This window comes from Pseudoalteromonas aliena, from assembly GCF_038155085.1.
Lineage (GTDB): Bacteria > Pseudomonadota > Gammaproteobacteria > Enterobacterales > Alteromonadaceae > Pseudoalteromonas > Pseudoalteromonas aliena_A.
In genome coordinates, this window is sequence record NZ_JBAKAU010000001.1 from 181,805 (window position 1) to 200,901 (window position 19,097).

19 protein-coding genes and 2 pseudogenes are annotated in these 19,097 nt (G+C 39.3%); 4 read left to right on the plus strand and 17 right to left on the minus strand.

Annotation, left to right across the window (positions count from 1 at the left end; genetic code table 11):
- Positions 1 to 18 precede the first annotated feature (18 nt).
- Positions 19 to 1,182: a GGDEF domain-containing protein gene (locus tag V6260_RS00870; protein ID WP_341592067.1), complete on the minus strand. Its 1,164-nt coding sequence runs from the start codon at positions 1,180 to 1,182 to the stop codon at positions 19 to 21.
- Between the two features lie 145 nt (positions 1,183 to 1,327).
- Positions 1,328 to 2,218 carry a TIGR01777 family oxidoreductase gene (locus tag V6260_RS00875; protein WP_341592069.1) on the minus strand — a complete coding sequence of 297 codons (891 nt, stop codon included), beginning with the start codon at positions 2,216 to 2,218 and terminating at the stop codon, positions 1,328 to 1,330.
- Positions 2,219 to 2,388: 170 nt separating this feature from the next.
- Here V6260_RS00875 and V6260_RS00880 point away from each other — a divergent pair, with 170 nt between their 5' ends.
- Complete coding sequence (locus tag V6260_RS00880; RefSeq protein ID WP_341592071.1) at positions 2,389 to 3,426, plus strand: AI-2E family transporter; 1,038 nt, start codon at positions 2,389 to 2,391, stop codon at positions 3,424 to 3,426.
- Positions 3,427 to 3,494: 68 nt separating this feature from the next.
- On the opposite strand, the pseudogene V6260_RS00885 reads toward V6260_RS00880, so the two are convergent.
- From V6260_RS00885 to V6260_RS00915, 7 genes and pseudogenes are all read right to left on the minus strand, one after another.
- Positions 3,495 to 4,286, minus strand: a pseudogene (locus V6260_RS00885) (FAD-dependent oxidoreductase); the annotation flags it as partial.
- Between the two features lie 260 nt (positions 4,287 to 4,546).
- A pseudogene (locus V6260_RS00890) lies at positions 4,547 to 4,699 on the minus strand (FAD-dependent oxidoreductase); the annotation flags it as partial.
- Between the two features lie 168 nt (positions 4,700 to 4,867).
- Entirely contained in the window at positions 4,868 to 5,278 is a 411-nt protein-coding gene (locus V6260_RS00895) for a hypothetical protein (protein WP_341592072.1), read from the minus strand.
- Positions 5,265 to 6,602, minus strand: a complete 1,338-nt coding sequence (locus tag V6260_RS00900; protein ID WP_341592074.1) for an ATP-binding protein — start codon at positions 6,600 to 6,602, stop codon at positions 5,265 to 5,267. The genes V6260_RS00895 and V6260_RS00900 overlap by 14 nt, the downstream gene beginning before the upstream one ends.
- The gene (locus V6260_RS00905) at positions 6,596 to 7,270 is read right to left on the minus strand and encodes a response regulator transcription factor (protein ID WP_341592075.1); all 675 of its coding nucleotides are present in this window, start codon (positions 7,268 to 7,270) and stop codon (positions 6,596 to 6,598) included. The genes V6260_RS00900 and V6260_RS00905 overlap by 7 nt, the downstream gene beginning before the upstream one ends.
- Before the next feature lie 3 nt (positions 7,271 to 7,273).
- On the minus strand, positions 7,274 to 7,534 hold the full coding sequence (locus V6260_RS00910; RefSeq protein WP_341592077.1) for a hypothetical protein: 261 nt from the start codon (positions 7,532 to 7,534) through the stop codon (positions 7,274 to 7,276).
- Positions 7,535 to 7,681: 147 nt separating this feature from the next.
- Positions 7,682 to 7,984 (minus strand): YciI family protein, encoded by a 303-nt coding sequence (locus V6260_RS00915; RefSeq protein ID WP_341592078.1) that lies wholly within the window; start codon positions 7,982 to 7,984, stop codon positions 7,682 to 7,684.
- Between the two features lie 188 nt (positions 7,985 to 8,172).
- Here V6260_RS00915 and V6260_RS00920 point away from each other — a divergent pair, with 188 nt between their 5' ends.
- Entirely contained in the window at positions 8,173 to 9,597 is a 1,425-nt protein-coding gene (locus V6260_RS00920; protein WP_341592080.1) for a sodium-dependent transporter, read from the plus strand.
- A 54-nt stretch (positions 9,598 to 9,651) separates the two neighbouring features.
- Here V6260_RS00920 and V6260_RS00925 read toward each other — a convergent pair whose 3' ends face one another.
- Together V6260_RS00925 and ispZ are read right to left on the minus strand one after the other, a co-directional pair.
- Entirely contained in the window at positions 9,652 to 10,293 is a 642-nt protein-coding gene (locus V6260_RS00925) for a CPBP family intramembrane glutamic endopeptidase (RefSeq protein WP_341592081.1), read from the minus strand.
- Positions 10,294 to 10,360: 67 nt separating this feature from the next.
- Complete coding sequence (ispZ, locus tag V6260_RS00930; RefSeq protein WP_341592083.1) at positions 10,361 to 10,936, minus strand: septation protein IspZ; 576 nt, start codon at positions 10,934 to 10,936, stop codon at positions 10,361 to 10,363.
- 172 nt (positions 10,937 to 11,108) lie between these two features.
- Between ispZ and V6260_RS00935 the strand changes: the two genes are divergently transcribed.
- The gene (locus V6260_RS00935) at positions 11,109 to 11,378 is read left to right on the plus strand and encodes an HU family DNA-binding protein (protein ID WP_341592084.1); all 270 of its coding nucleotides are present in this window, start codon (positions 11,109 to 11,111) and stop codon (positions 11,376 to 11,378) included.
- Between the two features lie 345 nt (positions 11,379 to 11,723).
- Entirely contained in the window at positions 11,724 to 12,302 is a 579-nt protein-coding gene (locus V6260_RS00940; RefSeq protein ID WP_341592086.1) for a type 1 glutamine amidotransferase domain-containing protein, read from the plus strand.
- 74 nt (positions 12,303 to 12,376) lie between these two features.
- On the opposite strand, the gene trpA is transcribed toward V6260_RS00940, so the two are convergent.
- The 6 genes from trpA to V6260_RS00970 are packed head-to-tail and all read right to left on the minus strand — an operon-like array spanning position 12,377 to position 18,965.
- Entirely contained in the window at positions 12,377 to 13,198 is an 822-nt protein-coding gene (gene trpA / locus V6260_RS00945; RefSeq protein WP_341592087.1) for a tryptophan synthase subunit alpha, read from the minus strand.
- A complete protein-coding gene (trpB, locus tag V6260_RS00950; RefSeq protein WP_211000255.1) occupies positions 13,195 to 14,379 on the minus strand; it encodes a tryptophan synthase subunit beta in 1,185 nt (394 codons plus the stop codon). Before trpB ends, trpA begins: the two co-directional genes overlap by 4 nt.
- A gap of 7 nt (positions 14,380 to 14,386) precedes the next feature.
- Positions 14,387 to 15,751: a bifunctional indole-3-glycerol-phosphate synthase TrpC/phosphoribosylanthranilate isomerase TrpF gene (trpCF, locus tag V6260_RS00955; RefSeq protein ID WP_341592090.1), complete on the minus strand. Its 1,365-nt coding sequence runs from the start codon at positions 15,749 to 15,751 to the stop codon at positions 14,387 to 14,389.
- Positions 15,744 to 16,781, minus strand: coding sequence for an anthranilate phosphoribosyltransferase (trpD, locus tag V6260_RS00960; protein WP_341592091.1), 1,038 nt, complete (start codon positions 16,779 to 16,781; stop codon positions 15,744 to 15,746). Before trpD ends, trpCF begins: the two co-directional genes overlap by 8 nt.
- Before the next feature lie 11 nt (positions 16,782 to 16,792).
- The gene (locus V6260_RS00965; protein ID WP_211000252.1) at positions 16,793 to 17,395 is read right to left on the minus strand and encodes an aminodeoxychorismate/anthranilate synthase component II; all 603 of its coding nucleotides are present in this window, start codon (positions 17,393 to 17,395) and stop codon (positions 16,793 to 16,795) included.
- A 1-nt stretch (position 17,396) separates the two neighbouring features.
- Positions 17,397 to 18,965 carry an anthranilate synthase component 1 gene (locus tag V6260_RS00970; RefSeq protein WP_341592093.1) on the minus strand — a complete coding sequence of 523 codons (1,569 nt, stop codon included), beginning with the start codon at positions 18,963 to 18,965 and terminating at the stop codon, positions 17,397 to 17,399.
- Positions 18,966 to 19,097: the final 132 nt, after the last annotated feature.

The window sequence follows — 19,097 nt, forward strand, 5'->3', positions numbered from 1 at the left end:
CGTGTTTATCTTTGACGATTAGCTTTGCATTAATAAGCTTTTTTCATCAAAGGTGACTACTTTGTCTCGGCCTGTTTCTTTAGCTAAGTAAAGGCGTTTATCCGCATAAGCTAGCAGCTCTTTTATAGTTGCGTTCCCATTGATTGCATTACTTACTCCAGCGCTTACCGAGAGGCTAATGTGTTGTCCGTCATGATAAAAGGGCTGGGTACTTATATTTTTTCGTAATTGCTCAGCATCATTTTTTGCTGCACTTAGGCTGTAATCAGGCAATAAAATGGCAAACTCTTCTCCGCCAATTCTGGCACTAATACCTCCATTTAAAAATTGCTCTTTAATAAAGTGAGATATCCACTTAATTGCTTGGTCACCCGCTTCATGACCAAACTGATCGTTTACACGTTTAAAAAAATCAATATCGAGCAAAATAACAGATACATTTTTATCTATATTTTTAGGGTTACTAAGTGCCTCTTTGCTTTTTGTAAAAAAGCCACGGCGATTAAGTAATTGGCTTAAATTATCGGTATTAGCGAGGCTTGAAAGTGTATGCTCTGTATTAGAAGCCAGTAGATATGGCAATATAAGTGCGCTGCAAGTGGCTAAAATTAAATGGCTACTTAAAATAAACTGGAGTGGTTCAAGGTAATTAGTTGAATTAGCACTCAGGTAAGGAGTTGCGAGTAATGCTGTTTGTGTGAGCATCAAAATGCTATGAATTGAAAAACAGACTATCAGCGCTTTTTTTTGCAAAGTGGCTACAAAGTTCATCTGCTTAATAATATAAGCGGAATATAGGTATAAAACCGAAATAATTAAGCTTGTCAGCATTTGCCCTGCAGGCTCTGAATATATGGGTAGTAAAGCAACCCCCGTTAATCCTAGGAGACAACACAGAGGTTTTAAGTTTAATTCCTTACAGTGCTTATATTTATTTAACCCAATAATAATTAATAATGGACTTAGTAATATAAAAATATCAGCCAAATAATGTGTAATAAAAGGAGCGTCTATTACTAACTTTAAGCAGGCAAGTAACTCGGCAAATGCAAAGGTGATGCACGCTAGACCAAATAATAAAAATGATGTTTGTTTTTTAAAGTTATGTACAGATAAAAAAAATAAGCCTATTAATGTGTTAAGAATAAAAGAGAGACTGATCACTGTAGGCAGGTGTAGCATTTAAGATTCTCTTTTATTAAAGACAGGCGCGGAAAAGTGCTGATAATTATGTATTAATGTTTAAAGGTCTATTTGGGTAAAAAGTAGTGATTCACCCATGTATTTAATTTGAAGAGAATTTTAACTGAACGAATATTAACGCCCGCTAAACCAAACTCTCTAAAGCCGATCTTATATCAGGATGATGAAAACGATAATTGTGAGTTAGTGCCTTTTCAGGCACTACAAATTGCCCCGTTGTTAGCAGGTCCGACATTTCACCCATTAATAGTTTAAGTACTGTAGTGGGCATAGTTATAAATGCAGGTCGAGATAGAATCTCACCTAAGCTTTTACTAAATTGAGCATTGCTTACAGGATTTGGCGCAGTTGCATTAACAGGGCCTGATATGTCTGTGTGCTTAATAATAAAGAGTATTAGCTGAATCATATCGTCGATGTGTATCCACGACATACCTTGCTCGCCATTACCAATTGGGCCACCTAAACACAGTTTGAAAGCCGGTAGCATTTTACTTAATGCTCCTCCTTTTTTAGCTAAAACAATACCGGTGCGCAAAAGGCACACTCTGGTGTATTCTGATTGCGCGAGTATAGCTGCGCTTTCCCAGTCTTTACAAAGCTGGTGGCTAAATTCGTCGTGTGGGTTTTCAAAAGCTTCATCAATAGGGTTACTATTTTGTCGACCATAAAAGCCAACGGCACTTCCAGATATATAAGTGTGCGGGGGAGTGCTACAAGCTTTAATAGCTTCACTAATTTGCTGTGTAACACCAATACGGCTGTCGCGTATTATTTGCTTTTGTTTGTCGCTCCAGCGTTTATTTACAATTGGTTCGCCAGCTAGATTAATAACAATATCAACGGTGTCAAAATCTACTGCATTAATATTGCTTACGGCTTTAACTTTATGACCAAATAATACGTTTGCTTTAGTCGGATTTCGGCTAAGCACAGTAACAGTATTATGATGAAGTAAAAAAGGGCATAGGTGCTTACCAATTAACCCCGTCGCGCCAGTAACAAATATATGCATTATTAATCCTTACAATAAAATAGTAGCAAGTGATTAAAAAACGTACTCGCTAGCAAACATCTTTGCAAATTTATACGTAAAACAGACTTTTATGATCACTTCGTAATTATTTCATTTAATTACCTTTTGCCTTACACTAAGGCCATATAATTAATAAAAGGATTAATAAATTGGCAAGTTTAACTGGAGTAAATAAAAGCTTAATAGTTTTTGCTTCCTTGGTGGTCGTACTTGCGGGGATAAAAGCGGCAAGTGTAATTATTATTCCGTTTATTTTGGCGGCGTTTATTGCCATTATTTGTAACCCGCTTATCAAATTTTTTGCGCGCTACAAAATTCCTAAAGGCATTGCTGTTATGCTGGTAGTGCTTATTATAGTTGGCTTAGGTGTAAGCCTTGGTGGGCTTGTAGGTCAATCAATAAACGATTTTTCGCAGCAACTTCCTGAGTATAAAACACAACTCAAAGAAAAATTTACATGGTTGGTAAATTTAGCATCTCAATACAATATATTGATTAATAAAGATCAGTTAATCAATATGTTCGACCCAGGTAAAATGGTTGATGTAGCCACTAATATGCTCACCGGTTTAGGTGGCGTAATGGCAAACATGTTTTTAATTATTTTAACGGTTGTTTTTATGCTGTTTGAAGGGCCAATGCTGAGCAAGAAAATACATATGGCACTTGAAGACCCTGATAGTAAAATGAAGCAAATTGACCGCTTTTTAGAGTCTATTAACTCATATCTGGCAATTAAAACGCTAGTAAGTTTAGGGACGGGTATTATTGCTGCGTTTTACTTATGGATTTTAGACGTTGACTACTTTGTGCTGTGGGGCGTATTGGCATTTATGTTCAATTACATTCCAAACATAGGGTCAATTATTGCGGCTGTACCGGCTGTACTACTTGCTCTTATTACTCAAGGGCCTTTAATTGCGGGATTGGTTGCTGCAGGTTATTTAACGATAAATACGGTAATGGGCAATATTGTAGAGCCTAAATTTTTGGGCAAAGGGCTGGGTCTTTCAACGCTAGTAGTATTTTTATCATTAATATTTTGGGGCTGGTTATTAGGTACTGTGGGTATGCTTTTATCTGTGCCATTAACGATGATCGTAAAAATAGGTTTAGAAGCCAGTGCTGAAGGTAAGTGGGTTGCCACTTTACTAGGCAGCGGCGAAGACGTTGCTAAAAATAACTAACATCTATAACCATCAAGGGCTGTAAAATTAAAGCCCTTGATGGTTAAGTTATCAGTAATACAGGGCTATTAATTAACGAACAATTTAATAGCGTCATCCACTGCGTTTATTGCGCCTTCTAAATATCCCGCTTCTTGTTTTGCAAACTCACTCGCTACAAAATGAATATTCAAGTTATTTAATTGCTCATCTAAGCCTGCAAAATTGAATTCTGGGTGCTGCGAAGGCTGAGTTTGATCGTCTCTATTCGCTACAAATTTATTCTCTGCCCAGTCTTTAATAAAGTACCCGGTTGCCTTTCAGCATCCTTACCATAAAAGTAGCTAAGCTGCTGGGCACAGGCTTGAATTAATTGCTCTTGGGTTACTTGGTTTCGTGATAAGTAGGGCACACCTATAAAGCCAAATAATGCGGCGTAATTACCATCTTCAGCACTAGAATCGTGAATTTCTACCATAGGGCCTACGCGACTAAAGCATTGCCCAGATAAGTTTTTATCACGCCAAAATGCATGTTCAAAGTAGCTATAAATTTGGCTTGTCCTGCCATCCATGTGGGTACGCTGCTAAGGCGGTTTATGAGTGTTGGAGTCGCCCATAGTTCAGGTGTTAAATGCGTTGTAACCATACGAGGAGGGATTGCAGAAATTAGCTTTTTAGTTGTAAAGTGCTTTATATTGCCTAAGTGATTAACCGTAATTTGCTAGCTATTAAGGTATTAATGCCGTGCTTGAGTCTAAATAATTGCATATCTGCAGCACCTGCAATTTGTTGAGGTTGCTCGGAGTTAGGTGCTTGATATAACACATCACCTTTATTGTATTGCTCAAATATACTTAAGTTGAGTGACTTTACTAGGGCGTGTTGACCTTTGTTGATTGAAATTTGTTCAATCTAGGGGCGATTTAATCGCGGTGCGGGGTTTGTAACCTAGTGGGCTAAGTAAAAAACGAGCAACAAAGAGTTAATCGTCCCTAGAAAGAACCCAACGGGCAGCGCATGTTTGGTATTTATGCGGCGTTATCGCCTATTCATGGGGAATAACCACACTTCATAGGCTCTGCCTTGCCTAAAAACCAAACATACTGCTGCAAATTCACCCACGAAAGGTCAACACGGCCTAGAGCTTGGATTTCTGGTTGGTGAGGAAATATCCACGTAGGGCCTAAATCAAAACTGACATTGCTATCTGTTTGTGATTTCGTGGCAAAAATTCGGCCACTCAATTGTGATTTAGCTTCTAGTAATAAGTAAGGAATATTAAGTATTTGCAACTTGTATGCACTTTATAAGCCAGCAAGCCCGCCACCTATAATAATTACTGGATTATGCATTTGTTCTCTTTAATTATAAAGGTGGTTACCGGTAAGTAGCTCATTTTTTATCTAATGAGATAATCAAAGGATAACTAATAATATTTAGCGCTTACTCATGTTACTAACTTAGATAGTTTTTTTTATTGTGTCAGTGAATTGACTAATTAATTCGATTTCGCAAAGTTTATAGCTAATAGCCGCATCGGTTGCATTTGGTAATTTTAATAAATAGCGCCACTGGCAAGCACTACTAATATACTTGTGGTGATTAGCTATAGCTCGCTCAAATAAAGCTAATACTTGTGTATTACCAGATTCTTCTTCTATCTTTGATAGCTCGTATTGCTGTTTTGATATCCAAGTATTTTGAATTTGCTTTATTTTGTTAAGCTGGCTATCGAGGCACTGAATATATAATTTTGCAGAATCTGGATTTGCTTTAACTGGTAATTTGCATTCTTGTTTCGCCATTGCATGCATGCTGACAGCTGAGAGAGTCAGCATAATTAAGCTTAGAAAGTAATTATTTCTTATCATTGTAATTAAACTCTAAAATGAATTGTGCGCCACCTAGACTATCAGATTTAGTAATAATAAGAGTCCCGCGGTACGACTTAACTAAATCAGATACAATAGCCATACCTACACCGTGCCCGCTTTCGTAGGTGTCTAGACGAGTACCTCGTGTAAGTAATGATTCGCGTTTATCTATCGGTACACCAGGGCCATCGTCACTAATACTAATACATAAGTTTTTACCCTGTACTACTTGTATTTCTACTTGTGAGCGACAGGCTTTACAGGCGTTATCAATTAAGTTGCCAAGCAATTCCATTAAATCTGTTTGGTCACCTAGAAAGTAATCTTTTTCGTCTACAGTGCAGTTAAAAATAATATCTTTATTACGATATACTTTAGCCATCGCGTTTAGAATTGAATCAACGACTGGTTTAATAGGTGTTTGCTTTTTCCAAGTATCCGACGCGCCTGTTGCGGCACGTTTTAATTGATGCTCAATCATTACATTTATACGATCGAGTTGTTCTTGTGCATCAGCATCATTTGCTAATGGACTTGATTTAAGTACCGCAAGCGGTGTTTTAAGAGCATGAGCAAGGTCGCTTAATGAGGCTCTGTAACGTTCTTTTTGGCGCTGTTGCGACTCAAGTAGCAAGTTTAGGTCTGCTTTTATTGTTTGCAGTTCTACAGGGTAAAGGCCTTTAATTTCTTGGATATCGCCCGATTCAATTGCTTTTATTTCTTTATCGAGGCGCTGCAGCGGTCGTGCACTCCAAATAAAACCAATCGCCATCAGGCCCGCAATTGCAATGCCCATTATAAACATCCAATCTACAAGGGTTTGTTTAAATCCATCCATTAGGCGTAATAAAGCATCGTTGCGTTTAACTAAAATAAAACGTGCTTGTTCAGATTGATCAATGTTATTTAAAATAACAGTAAGGCTAAGTTGCCAATATGCAGTGTTGTTATATTCAACACGTCTAAAGTCTGCAGCTCCTGCTTTAGCTTCTATTTTTTGGGGTACAAAATTTACATTTACAGCTGATTCTGAATACCAAATAGGATCGTTGTCGCGGTAAATCATGGCATAGGTATCGGAGTTTAGCCTATTCAACTCGGGTGCTAAAATAGTACTGGGCATAATGATACCATGCTCTGTAAAATCAACTTCAGAAATAAGCGAATAGAGTTGCGCTTCAAGGGTTTTCTCCGTCGCATCAACCAATGAAGCATAATATGCTTTACCAATAGAATAAAATAAGATTGGGAGTGCCACTAATAAAACAAAGACAAGAATAAATCCTTGTCTTATTTTTAGTGATATTTTCGCTGCTACCACTGACTTCTAAGCCTGTAACCACGACCTCGTAAAGTCTCTACCGGGTTTAATGTGCCTTCAGGATCTAGTTTTTTACGCAAGCGTAATACGAATACTTCGATTACATTTGAATCAAGATCAAAATCTTGGTCGTAAATATGCTCAGTAAGTTCTGATTTAGAAATCACTTTTTGCGGATTCACCATTAAATATTCAAGTACTTTATATTCGTAAGCTGTAAGGCTAAGCTCTTTATCATTAACCCATACTTGTTGTGAACGGGTATGAATTTTAATTGGACCCGCAGTCATTTCTGGATTTGCTTTACCAGCGCTACGACGAATTAATGCATTACAACGCGCAATAAGTTCTTCAACATGAAATGGTTTAGTCAGGTAGTCATCAGCACCTGCATCCAAACCTTCTACTTTATCCTGCCAGCGATCACGCGCTGTTAAGATTAAAATAGGGATTGTAACACCCTGAGCACGGGCTTTATTAATTAACTCAATACCATCAATTTTAGGTAAACCTAAATCAACTACAGCCATGTCAAGAGGGTATTCAGTGATATGGAACAGACCAGCTTCACCGTCATGACATAAATCCACGCTGTAACGTTCTTTTTCTAGTGCATTACGTAGGTTATCTGCTAAATGTAAGTCGTCTTCTATAACTAAGATTCGCATTTGTTAATCCTTTTTCACTTCGCCGGTTTTTTTATTTATATGTAAATCAACGACGTGGCCGTCAGATTTAAGTATTCGTACGGTATAAAAATTTGCTTTTTCGGTAATCTTTAGAGTTTTGCCACCGATAGTTTTCTTTGCGAGTACTACAGCTTTCTTTTTACTTACCTCAATATTTACTGTATTCGCATCTGTTTGGTTTGCTTTAATAAAATTAGAAAAGCTAATACAAGTAATTAAACTAAGGCTTAATAATACACGCATGATGGAACTCCTAGACCAAACCCACCTAGTTTAATTAACTAAGTTACTAAAATTCAAGTAAAACACTGAATTAGATTTTACTCTATTAATTTTAATTAAAATCTCGTGAACAAACACTGAATTACAATGTGTAGGGCGCCAAGCTATCTAAGCAGGTAATACCTTTTTAAATGGTTTTACAACTGAATTATCGTAAACGCCACCCATAACATATGGATCGGAAGCAGCCCACTCTCGAGCATCTTCTAATGAATCAAACTCGGCAATAACTAGTGATCCGGTAAACCCTGCATCTTGGGGATCTTCGCTGTCGATTGCTGGAAGAGGGCCCGCAGTATATAAACGGTTTTGTGAATCTAGTTCATTCAAACGTGCTAGGTGTGCAGGGCGAGTTGCTTTTCTCAACTCTAAACTATTTTCAACATCTGTTGAGTAGATCATATACAGCATAGTGTGCCTCATGAAAGTTATTAAATTTAGTTAAAAGAATACTATCACAGCGTTGAAAATTGGTGAATTAAAAGCGTATTTACACCGGTTTACAGTAAGAAAATATTTTTAAACTACAATTGCTTGAAAAGCGCTGTGTAACACTGGTAGAGTCGCTTGGATAACATAAATAATAACAAGGTTAACGCATGAGCGAAAATAGAGAGCACTTTAGTTCCCGCCTCGGATTTATATTAGCAGCTGCAGGGTCTGCAGTTGGCATAGGTAATTTAGTTGGTTTTCCTGTTTCTGCAACAAAAAATGGTGGCGGCGCATTTTTACTCGTCTACGCTCTGTTTGTCGCATTTATCTGTTTACCAGTGATGATGGCCGAAATGGCAATGGGGCGTAAAGCGCAAAAAGATCCTTTAGGCTCTTACAAAACTTTGGCTGATAATGATAAAAAATGGAAAATAGCAGGCTTTTTAGCCGTGTTAACTCCATTTATGATAGCTGTATTTTATATGGTAATTACTGTTTGGATTTTTGGTTACTTAAGTCAAACAGCTATGGGCAATTTAGATGCACTTGCCGATCCAAGTCATTTTGGCAGTTTTATAAATAGTTATACTGTATTTGGTTACATGGCTGTTGTTGTTGTTATCGTTAACCTAATTTTACTTGGGGGTGTTAAGCAAGGTATTGAAAAAGCGGCTAAGTTTTTAATGCCTGCGCTTTTTGTAATGCTTTTAGCGCTTGTTGCCTACGTATTAACGCTTGATAACGCGATGGCTGGTGTTAAGTATTATATAATTCCTGACTTTTCTAAAATGAGTGCCAGCGTGTTAAATGGAGCTCTAAGCCAAGCGTTTTTCTCATTGTCGTTAGGTATGGGTATTTTAATGACGTATGCATCTTACATATCTAAAAAAGATGACATAGTTGGTAGTGCTAAAATGGTGGCTATAACAGACTCGCTAGTTGCATTTGTTGCAGGCTTAATGGTGTTACCTGCTATATTTAGTTTTGACCCAAATACAGACCCAGCTGCACTTTCAGACTCATCTGTTTCAATGATTTTTGTATATTTACCAAAAATATTATTAGCACTGCAGAATGATATTGGCTACTTTGGTGCATCAGCCGTTGCGTTCTCGTTCTTCTTACTGGTGTTTTTTGCAGCAATTACATCGCTGGTTTCTATTGTAGAAGTACCTACAGCAACACTGAGCGACCGCAAAGGTATTAGCCGTAAAAAAGCACTAGGTATTTTAACACTAGCAACAGGTGTGCTAACCGTTTTATGTACTATGTCGTTTGGTATGGTAGATAGTTTAACGTCGCTTACTAGTTATGGCAGTGGCAATAAAAGCTTCTTTGATATTGTGTATGACGTATTTTACGACACTATTTTACCGTTTAATGGCTTAATGGTTTGTCTGTTTGTAATGTATCGCTGGAAAAAGGTGCGTTTAACGCAAGAGCTAAGCCAAGGCTCGCCGAAATATGCAGGTAGTTTTACAGAGAAATACGTTAACTTTTCACTCTCAACGTTTATACCGGTTATTTTACTATTAATATTTATTAATACCGTAGCCACAAAGTTTTTTGATTTTAAGTTATTTGGCTTTTAATCTAAACTGCTTTTTAAACACGATTAGCCGCGTTATTTAACGCGGCTTTTTTGTTTAATTAAGTGCACCAGAGTTTAAGTAGCTGCCAATTCCAAGGGTAAACATCCAAATACCCCACAAGCTATGTTCAAGGACACACACAAACGTTGAGCGGCTTTGTGCATAGGTATACGAAAAGAGTAACCCGCCTAAAAATGCTAATCCTACCGCAATCCAATTTGCATACACCATATGCGCAAGCGCAAATACAGTGGCACTAACAATTATACGAACACCTTTTTTTGGCATAATGCGTTTATAGCGATGGAAAAAGTAGGTTCTAAATATTAGTTCTTGCGGTAATACTGAAAGCAGCGGATACAACACAATTAAAAGTAGCCAGTCGTTAAAAGAGTTTAGGGGCAGGGTAAACCAGTTTCCTTGGTGGATAATCCCGTAAAACATACCCGAGAACAGGGCGCCTAAAAAAAAGAAGCTAAATATTCGCCTTTTAACAGCAGAGAACTGCCCAAGGCTTGTGAGTCTAAAGCGTTTAAAATGCGGATCGCTAAGCGGCAACATACAGCAAACACTCATTAAAATTATTAACGCTGGAATAAGCCAGTTAGCTAAATAATGGCGTAACGCAAAGCCTACTAAAGGCAATGTTATAAAAACGAGGGTAAATTCAAACCAGCGGTATTGATTGGCGTTCAAGGGCGTCTCTGATTGCGTTTTTTTACAAACTAACAAGCAAAGACGACATTTTTATGACGATAGAAACTTACTTAGCAGGTTCTTCTTCGTCTGGTAGGTATTTGTATAAAGCAATAATAGTGGCAAAAATACTCACAAACGTAATGCCCATCAAGCCAAACACTTTAAAGTTAACCCAAAAATCGAGTGAAAAGTTATAAGCAATGTAAATATTGAGCACCGCAATACCGGCTGTTATTGCAACCCACATTAAATTAAGTTTGTTCCATAGAGGCTCTGGCACGGTAATTTCTTGTTTTGAATCGTTCGTGTTTTCGAGTATTGAGCTTAATGCTTTTTTAACCAGATTTTTATTAAGTACATAACGGCTCACAAGTAAGGTTAAACTTAAACCGGCGTAAATTATTGTGGCTTTCCATTTTATGTACTGCTCATCATGAAAAACTAAAGTGAGCGTACCAAATACAGCGGCAATACCAAAAAATATCCACTGGCGGGTAGGCACTTTACCGTGTTTAAAGTAGCTATAGGCAACTTGGATAAGTGTGGTTGCCATTAAAAGGCCCGTTGCCCAGTAAATATCAACCAGTTTAAATACCGCAAAGAATAATATGAGCGGAATGTATTCAATTAATGCGTGCATATACTACCTAAATTATACAAAAAGAAGTCAGGGAAGTTTTTACCACATAACACCAAGCAACTACAAGGTTGACTTGTTGCCCTGTAAGCCTTAGCCTGCGTGGCTTTATTAATTCATCATCATATTCTTACGCTTAACCAACCCTGAGAAAGCGTGCATTTAGGAGCATAAAATGAACAAAACCCAACTTGTTGCCCAAATAGCTAAAAGCAGTGAGCTTACAAAAAAAGATACCCAAGCTGCACTTGCAAGCTTGCAAAAAGTAATAACTAAATCACTTTCTGAAGGCGACCAAGTGCAAATTAATGGTTTTGGTACGTTTGCATTGAGTTACTATCCAGCGCGTACAGGGCGTAACCCGAAGACAGGCGAAGCTATTGAAATAGAAGGTGCTAATAAAGCTGTATTCAAACCTGCTAAAGCGTTAAAAGATTTACTTTAAATAGGTTTACTCAGTTCTTTTCGGAGCTAGTAAATATAAAATTATGGGCTTTGCCCATCACGCCAACAAGTTGTGTGTCTACGAGAATAAGCATAATGCCAAGCATAAGTTGTAGGCGCTGGACTTGCTTACGCGAAAAGCGAAGCTTCAGTATTTTAATTATCGATTAGCAAAGCGGTGTTGTATCTGGCCTATGTAGATTATTCATAATCTCTAAATGATTTACATGGCTTTAGTCATGTTATTTATTAATCTTTATAATTTTCAGTGGCTTAAACTTGGCATTTCTTATGCTTTTAATAAGGTGATTCGAACACATTTATTAAATGTTATAAGGAGATCTAAATGACTACATTACAAACCAGCACACGTTTACAAGGCAAAAAAATTGCAATTTTAGCTACAGATGGCTTTGAACAAAGTGAACTGTTATCTCCACGAGATGCTTTATTAAACGCAGGTGCCGATATTGAAATAGTATCTATTAAAGAAGGTCAGATCACCGGTTGGGACGAAGACAAATGGGGCGAAAAAGTAAGCGTTGATAAGCTTGTAACTGATACAAGTGCCAGCGATTACGATGCGTTGATGCTACCAGGAGGTTTATTTAACCCAGATTCTCTTCGTCAAGATAAACATGCAAAAGCCTTTATAGATGGCTTTTTTGGCGCAGAAAAAAATAAACCCGTAGCGGCTATTTGCCACGCGCCTTGGTTACTTGCCGAGATAAATAAGTTACGCGACCGCACAGTCACTTCATTCCCAAGTATTAAAAGCGATTTAATTAACGCTGGCGCAAATTGGGTAGATGAAGAGGTAAGTGTTGATCAAGGCTTAGTAACAAGTAGAAGCCCCGCAGATTTAGAGGCGTTTAACGCTAAATTTATTGAAGAAATTCTCGAAGGTAAGCACCAAGCTCACTAAGCTTTCTCAGTACTATTTTAAAATAAAAAAGGGCATTTCATTAAATGCCCTTTTTTAATACGTAAATTTACATTTTATAACACAGTTGCTGCTTTCATTTCGCTTACAAACGCTTTTAATTGCGTAGTCATTGCATCTAAATCATTAAGATTAGCCTCAATAATTTTAACTACAGCAGAGCCTGAAATTGCACCGGCTGCGCCTGCATTTAGCGCTGCTTTTACATCATCGGGTGTTGAAATACCAAAGCCCAATAAAGCAGGGGCTGCATGGTATTCTTTTAATTTAGTTATAATGTTGCCCGCTGGCATTTGCGCTTTAGTATCGGTACCGGTAACACCAGCACGCGACAGTAAATACGTGTAACCACGCCCGTAAGACGCGCACTGGCGCAGTGTATCGTCATCGGCATTGGGTGTAGCAATAAAAATTGGATCTACACCGTTTGCCATAGCTGCTTTTCTAAACATTTGAGACTCATGCAATGGCACATCAGCAACTAAAATTGAATCTACACCGGCTGCTTTCGCGTCTTTGTAAAATGCCTCTAGGCCGCGCTTAAACACAAGATTAGAGTACAGTAATAAACCAATTGGAATATCTGCATTGTAATCGCGTATTTCTTTAATAATATCAAAGCAATCTTGGGTGTTAATATTTACATCAAGCGCGCGAATATTAGCTGCTTGAATGACTGGACCGTCGGCAATCGGATCTGAAAACGGAATACCAAGCTCTAGTGCATCAGCGCCACCGTCAATTAGGCTTTTAATAATGGCAATACTTTGCTCTTTACCAGGGTCACCAATAGTAACAAAGGGTACAAATGCACCTTGTTTTTGCTCATTAAGTGCAGCAAATGTTTTACCGTAACGATCTGTATTTAACTGGCTCATAGTTGACCTCCTTGTGATAAAACAGTGTGCACGTGCGTTAAGTCTTTGTCGCCACGGCCACTTAAGTTAACCACTAAAATGCTTTCTTCTGTCTGCTCTTCTGCGTATTTAAGTGCATAAGCAAGGGCATGGCTTGATTCAAGTGCTGGAATAATACCTTCGTTTTTAGCCAGCGCTTGGAATGCATCAAGTGCTTCTGTATCGGTAATACCAACATATTGAGCACGACCTGTTTCGTGTAAAAACGCGTGCTGTGGGCCAACTGCTGGGTAATCAAGACCGGCAGATACCGAGTATGACTCTTCTATTTGGCCATCGTCGTTTTGCATAATGTAAGTATACGTACCGTGTAATATACCTTTGGTGCCTTTACAAATGGTAGCGCCGTGCTCGTGGGTATCTAACCCTTTACCAGCAGGCTCAACACCGATAAGTTTTACACTTGGCTCGTCAATAAAGTCTGTAAACATACCAATAGCGTTAGAGCCACCGCCAACACACGCAAGTACCGCGTCTGGTAAGCGACCTTCAGCTTTTAGTATTTGCTGTTTAGCTTCTTCACCAATAATTTTTTGATACTCTCGTACAATTGTTGGGAATGGGTGAGGACCCGCAGCGGTACCAAGTAAGTAATGCGCCTCTTGATAATTTGCAGACCAGTCACGTAGTGCTTCGTTTACCGCATCTTTTAATGTACCAGAGCCCGCTGTTACAGGAATAACCTCTGCGCCCATTAATTTCATTCTAAATACGTTTGGCTGTTGGCGCTCAACATCTTTAGCGCCCATATAAATTCGGCATTTTAAGCCAAGTAATGCACACGCAAGAGCCGTTGCAACGCCGTGTTGGCCTGCGCCGGTTTCTGCAATCACTTCTTTTTTACCCATACGTTTAGTTAGCAACGCTTGACCAAGTACTTGGTTAGTTTTGTGTGCGCCACCGTGTAATAAATCTTCGCGTTTTAGGTAAAGTTTAACTTTAGGATTTTTAATTAAATTACGCGTTAAAGTAAGCGGCGTAGGGCGCCCTGCATACTCGTTTAGTAACTTAGTAAATTCTTCCTGAAACTCAGGATCTTTTTGTGCTTTGTTAAATTCGTTTTCTAACTGCTTAAGCGCAGGGACAAGTAGCTCGGGTACAAACATACCGCCAAACTCGCCAAAATAAGCTGGATTTTGCATTTTAACCTCAATAATTTCTGATGCTTGTAAAAGCATTTTGTAATTTGTTAGGGCACTTTTTACCCGCAGATTCTTCAACGCCTGAGTTTAGGTCAAGGCCAAGGGCACCTTGAAAAAGCGCGTCTTTAATATTTTCTGGATTTAAGCCACCCGCTAGCATAAACGGTGTGGTTGCATCGCGAAGCACCGACCAATCGAATGCTTTACCTGTACCACCAGCTTGTGTATCGCTGTGGGTATCGTAAAGGTGGCGTTCTACGCCATTTACAGGTGTTGGTAATGCATCTTTAATTGCTTGAGCTTTCCAAATTTCACATCCGTTAGGTAGTTGTGTACGCAAAGTGGCAATATAATCGTCACTTTCGTGTCCATGTAATTGAACTGCCGCTAATTTTAACACACTTGCGTATTGAGCTACTTGCTCAATGAGAGCATTTACAAATACACCTACAAAGTTTAGCGGAGCGCTCTGGGTAAGCTCAAGAGCACAATCTAAATCTACATAGCGTGGTGATTTAGGGTGAAAAATTAAACCACCATACACAGCACCACTGTTATAAGCCGCTTGTGCGTCTTGGCTGCGTGTTAAACCACAAACTTTGTTATCACCAAGTATCACTTTTTTACAGGCTTGCTCTAAATCGCGCTCGGCCATTAGGGAGCTGCCAATTAAAAAACCATCGCATAGCGGTGCTAGGCGTTTAACATCTTGATGGGTATAAATACCAGACTCTGAAATAACCACTTTATCTGCAGGAATGAGTTTACGCAGTTTTTCGGTGGTGGCTAAGTCAGTGCTTAAATCACGTAGGTCACGGTTATTAATACCTATAATTTGTGCATCGAGCGCAAGGGCGCGGTGTACTTCTTCTTCGTTACTTACTTCGGTTAATACCGACATATTAAGCGAGTCCGCTACTGCGTGTAGGGCTTTATATTGCTCATCATCAAGTACTGAGAGCATTAACAAAATAGCATCACCGCCATAAATTCGCGCCATATACACTTGGTACTCATCAATAAAAAAGTCTTTACAAATAAGTGGTTGCTCTACTTGGCTACGTACAAATTCTAAATAATCAAAGCTACCTTGAAAGTATTTAGCGTCTGTAAGTACGCTCATACAGGTAGCGTATTTTTTATAAACAGAGGTGATCTCGCTTAAATCAAACGGCTCGCGTATTAACCCTTTTGATGGAGATGCTTTTTTGCACTCTAAAATAAATTGTGTACCTGGTGCTGCCAGCGCTTTATAAAAGCTGCGACTAGTAGGCTCTGCTAGATGCTTAAAGCTTTCAAGCGGGCGGGCTGCTTTGCGTTCAATAAGCTCTAATTTTTTATCAGCAACAATTTTGTCTAATACATTAGCCATGACTTACCTCAATAATTGCATTTAATGTGTCCATGGCCTTGCCTGAACTGAGTAGTGTTTGTACTTGTTGTGCCCCTTCTTTTAACGTTTCTGCTTTACCTGTTAGGTATAAAAGGGCAGCTACGTTAACCACAATGGCAGCGTTGTGAGCGTCTGTGCCTTTACCCTGCAATATAGCGAGGCTTGCATTTGCGTTGTATTGTGGGCCTTCACCGGCTAGTTGTTCAAGTGAATAGTTTGCAAGGTCAAAGTCGCTTGGGTTCAATGTGTACTGCGTTATTTCGCTATCATTGAGCTCAACTACATTGGTTGGGCCGTGCAGGGCGATTTCGTCGGTACCTGAGCCATGCACGATCATTGCGCGCTTTGTGCCTAGTGTTTTAAGTGTTTGAGCCATAGGCATACACAACGACTCATCGTATACACCTAGTAATTGCACATCAGGCGCCGCAGGGTTAGCAAGGGGGCCTAAAATATTAAAAATTGTACGTGTTTTAAGTGCTGTACGTACGCCCATAGCATGACGTACGCCGCTGTGATAATGCGGTGCAAATAAAAAGGTAAAGTGTGTTTGCTCAAGACATTTTGCAGCTTGTTCTGGGCTCATATCAATATTAATACCCAGTGCTTTGAGTAAATCGGCTGAGCCTGAATTACTCGATACACTGCGATTACCATGCTTTACCATATTGATACCCGCGGCCGCTGCTACGATTGCAGCGGTAGTGCTTATATTAATTGTATTTGAGCCATCGCCACCGGTACCACAGCTATCAGCAAGTTGTGAGCTGGTTGTATTAAAAACAACCGCGTTTTCACGCATTGATGCGGCAGCGCCAGCAATCTCATCGCTCACTTCGCCTTTTATTTTAAGGCTAATAAGTAAAGCTGTTAGCTCTATTTCGCTCATGTTGCCTTGCATTATTTCATCAAATAACGCTTTTGACTGCTCATAGCTTAGTGATTGTTTTTTAATAAGCTGCTCAATAGCATATTGAACATTTATGGGCTCTTGTCGTTGTGTACTCATAATGTCCTCTATTATTTTGCGCGTGTTAAATACGCGACACTTTGCTGAAGTAGCATCGCACCATTTGGCGTAAGTATTGATTCAGGATGAAACTGATAGCCCAATGCACTGTCTTCATGATGGTAAATAGCCATAGGTATGTCTTCAAATTGTGCTATTACTTCAATATTTTTAGGTACTTCAGTTGCCATTAGCGAATGATAACGCGCAACAGGCATTGTACTTCCCATGCCATCAAATACAGGGTGTGCGTTTAAATCAATGATTGATGACTTACCATGTACGGTTTCGCCAGCGTGACCGATTACTCCGCCATAACTTTGTGTTAAAGCTTGCTGGCCTAAACAAATACCAAGCATAGGAAATTGACCTTTAGCAAGTTCAATTAGCTCCATTAAGCAGCCGGCGTCGGTTGGTGTACCAGGCCCTGGTGATAGAACTAATAATACTTGGCCAGGCTCTTGGCGCATTTTGTTAAAAATAACGTCAGCGCTTATGTTGTTTCTGTATACAACAAGCTCACACCCTAACATGGTTAGCTCATCAACAAGGTTGTAGCTAAACGAATCAAAATTATCTAAAAAGTATATTTTAAGTGGATTTGCATTACTCATTTTATACCGCCTTATAAGTAGATTTTATGGCGGTAATGACCGCTTGAGCTTTTGCGCGGGTTTCGTTTGCTTCTGATTGCGGATCTGAATCAAACACGACACCTGCGCCAGCTTGCACATAGGCTGTATTGTTCTTTACAAACGCTGAGCGAATAACAATGCAGCTATCCATTGCACCATCGCCTGTTAAATAGCCTACTGCGCCACCGTAGCTGCCACGGCGTTTGCCTTCGGTTTGGCGTACAAGCTCTGCGGCACGTACTTTAGGAGCGCCTACCAGCGTGCCCATGTTCATACACGCTTGATATGCATGTAGTGCGTCAAGTTCAGGTTTTAAAGTACCTACTACGCGTGACACTAAATGCATTACTTGTGAATAACGGTCTACTTTTAATAGCTCTTTTGCAAAACGAGTACCTGCAACACTAATACGTGCAACATCGTTACGCGCTAAATCGACAAGCATTAAATGCTCAGCACGCTCTTTTTGATCGTTTCTTAGTTCAAGCTCAATACGGCTGTCTAAGTCTGGGTTTATTTGTCCATTTGCAAATTTACCACGCGCTCGGGTACCTGCTATTGGATACACTTCAACTTGTTGATTACTTACATCGTACTTAAGCGCCGACTCCGGAGAGGCGCCAAATAAAGCAAACTCTTCATCGCGCATGTAAAACATGTATGGGCTTGGATTTTGCTTTTTAAGCTGGCTGTAAGCATGCAGTGAATCAGGGCAGGGCAATGAAAAAGTACGTGAAGGCACTACTTGAAAAATGTCACCATCGACAATATTCTTTTTAAGTTTAACCACTTGCTCGCAGTAAGTTTCATCGCTTATATCTACGTTTACTTCGCATTCGCCAGTTTGCAAGTCTGCGCTAAATTCTGCCGCGTTGTCGCAAAGGGTATTTAACCGTTCAAGTTCTTTACCTACTTCAAAGCAATTTGCGTGAACTTCTGGGCCATTAAATACATTACCAATAAGCTCAGTGGTTTGTTTTTGATGATCAATAACAACTAAGGTTTCGGCTAGGTAAAATACGTAATCAGGACACGTGTTTTCGCCATCAGGTACATCGCTTAATTGCTCAAAATTTGCCACCATATCGTAGGCAAATACACCGCCTAAAAATACCGAAAATGGATTTTCTGTGGTGCTTTGAATACTGTTAATACAGGTACGAAGAGCGCTGAATGCATTATCGGCAACAAGCTTACTTGCCTCGTCTATATCGCTGCTAGTGTCTTGGTAGTTAAGTGTAAGGGTTGTGTCGTTTAATTGTGAATCGCAACTCTTAACATTTGCTTGTAAGTAGCTTAATAATTGTTTGCCGTTATTAGATTGTGCGCTAACAGTTACCGTTTTACCCTTACATACAATACGCAGGGCGCTATCCACTAAAATTAAACTTTTTACACTGTCTTTAGAATCAATCTCAGCTGATTCAAGCAGCAGCGAATTAGGCTTATCAAGTGCAGCATACAGTGCAAGTGGACTACTTATGTAGTCGCGAACTTGTGTAATGCTTGTTACTTCGCCTGGTGTGGTAGTTATATGACTAAAAATCAAACCTCATTCCCTCAAAAAATTAAACCCCGCAATGCGTTAGCAGTGCGGGGTTTGAATAACGATATCTAAATTACAAACAGATCATTACCGTCCCGCTATATCAGGCGCCACCACCAACGATGTGTAAGAGTA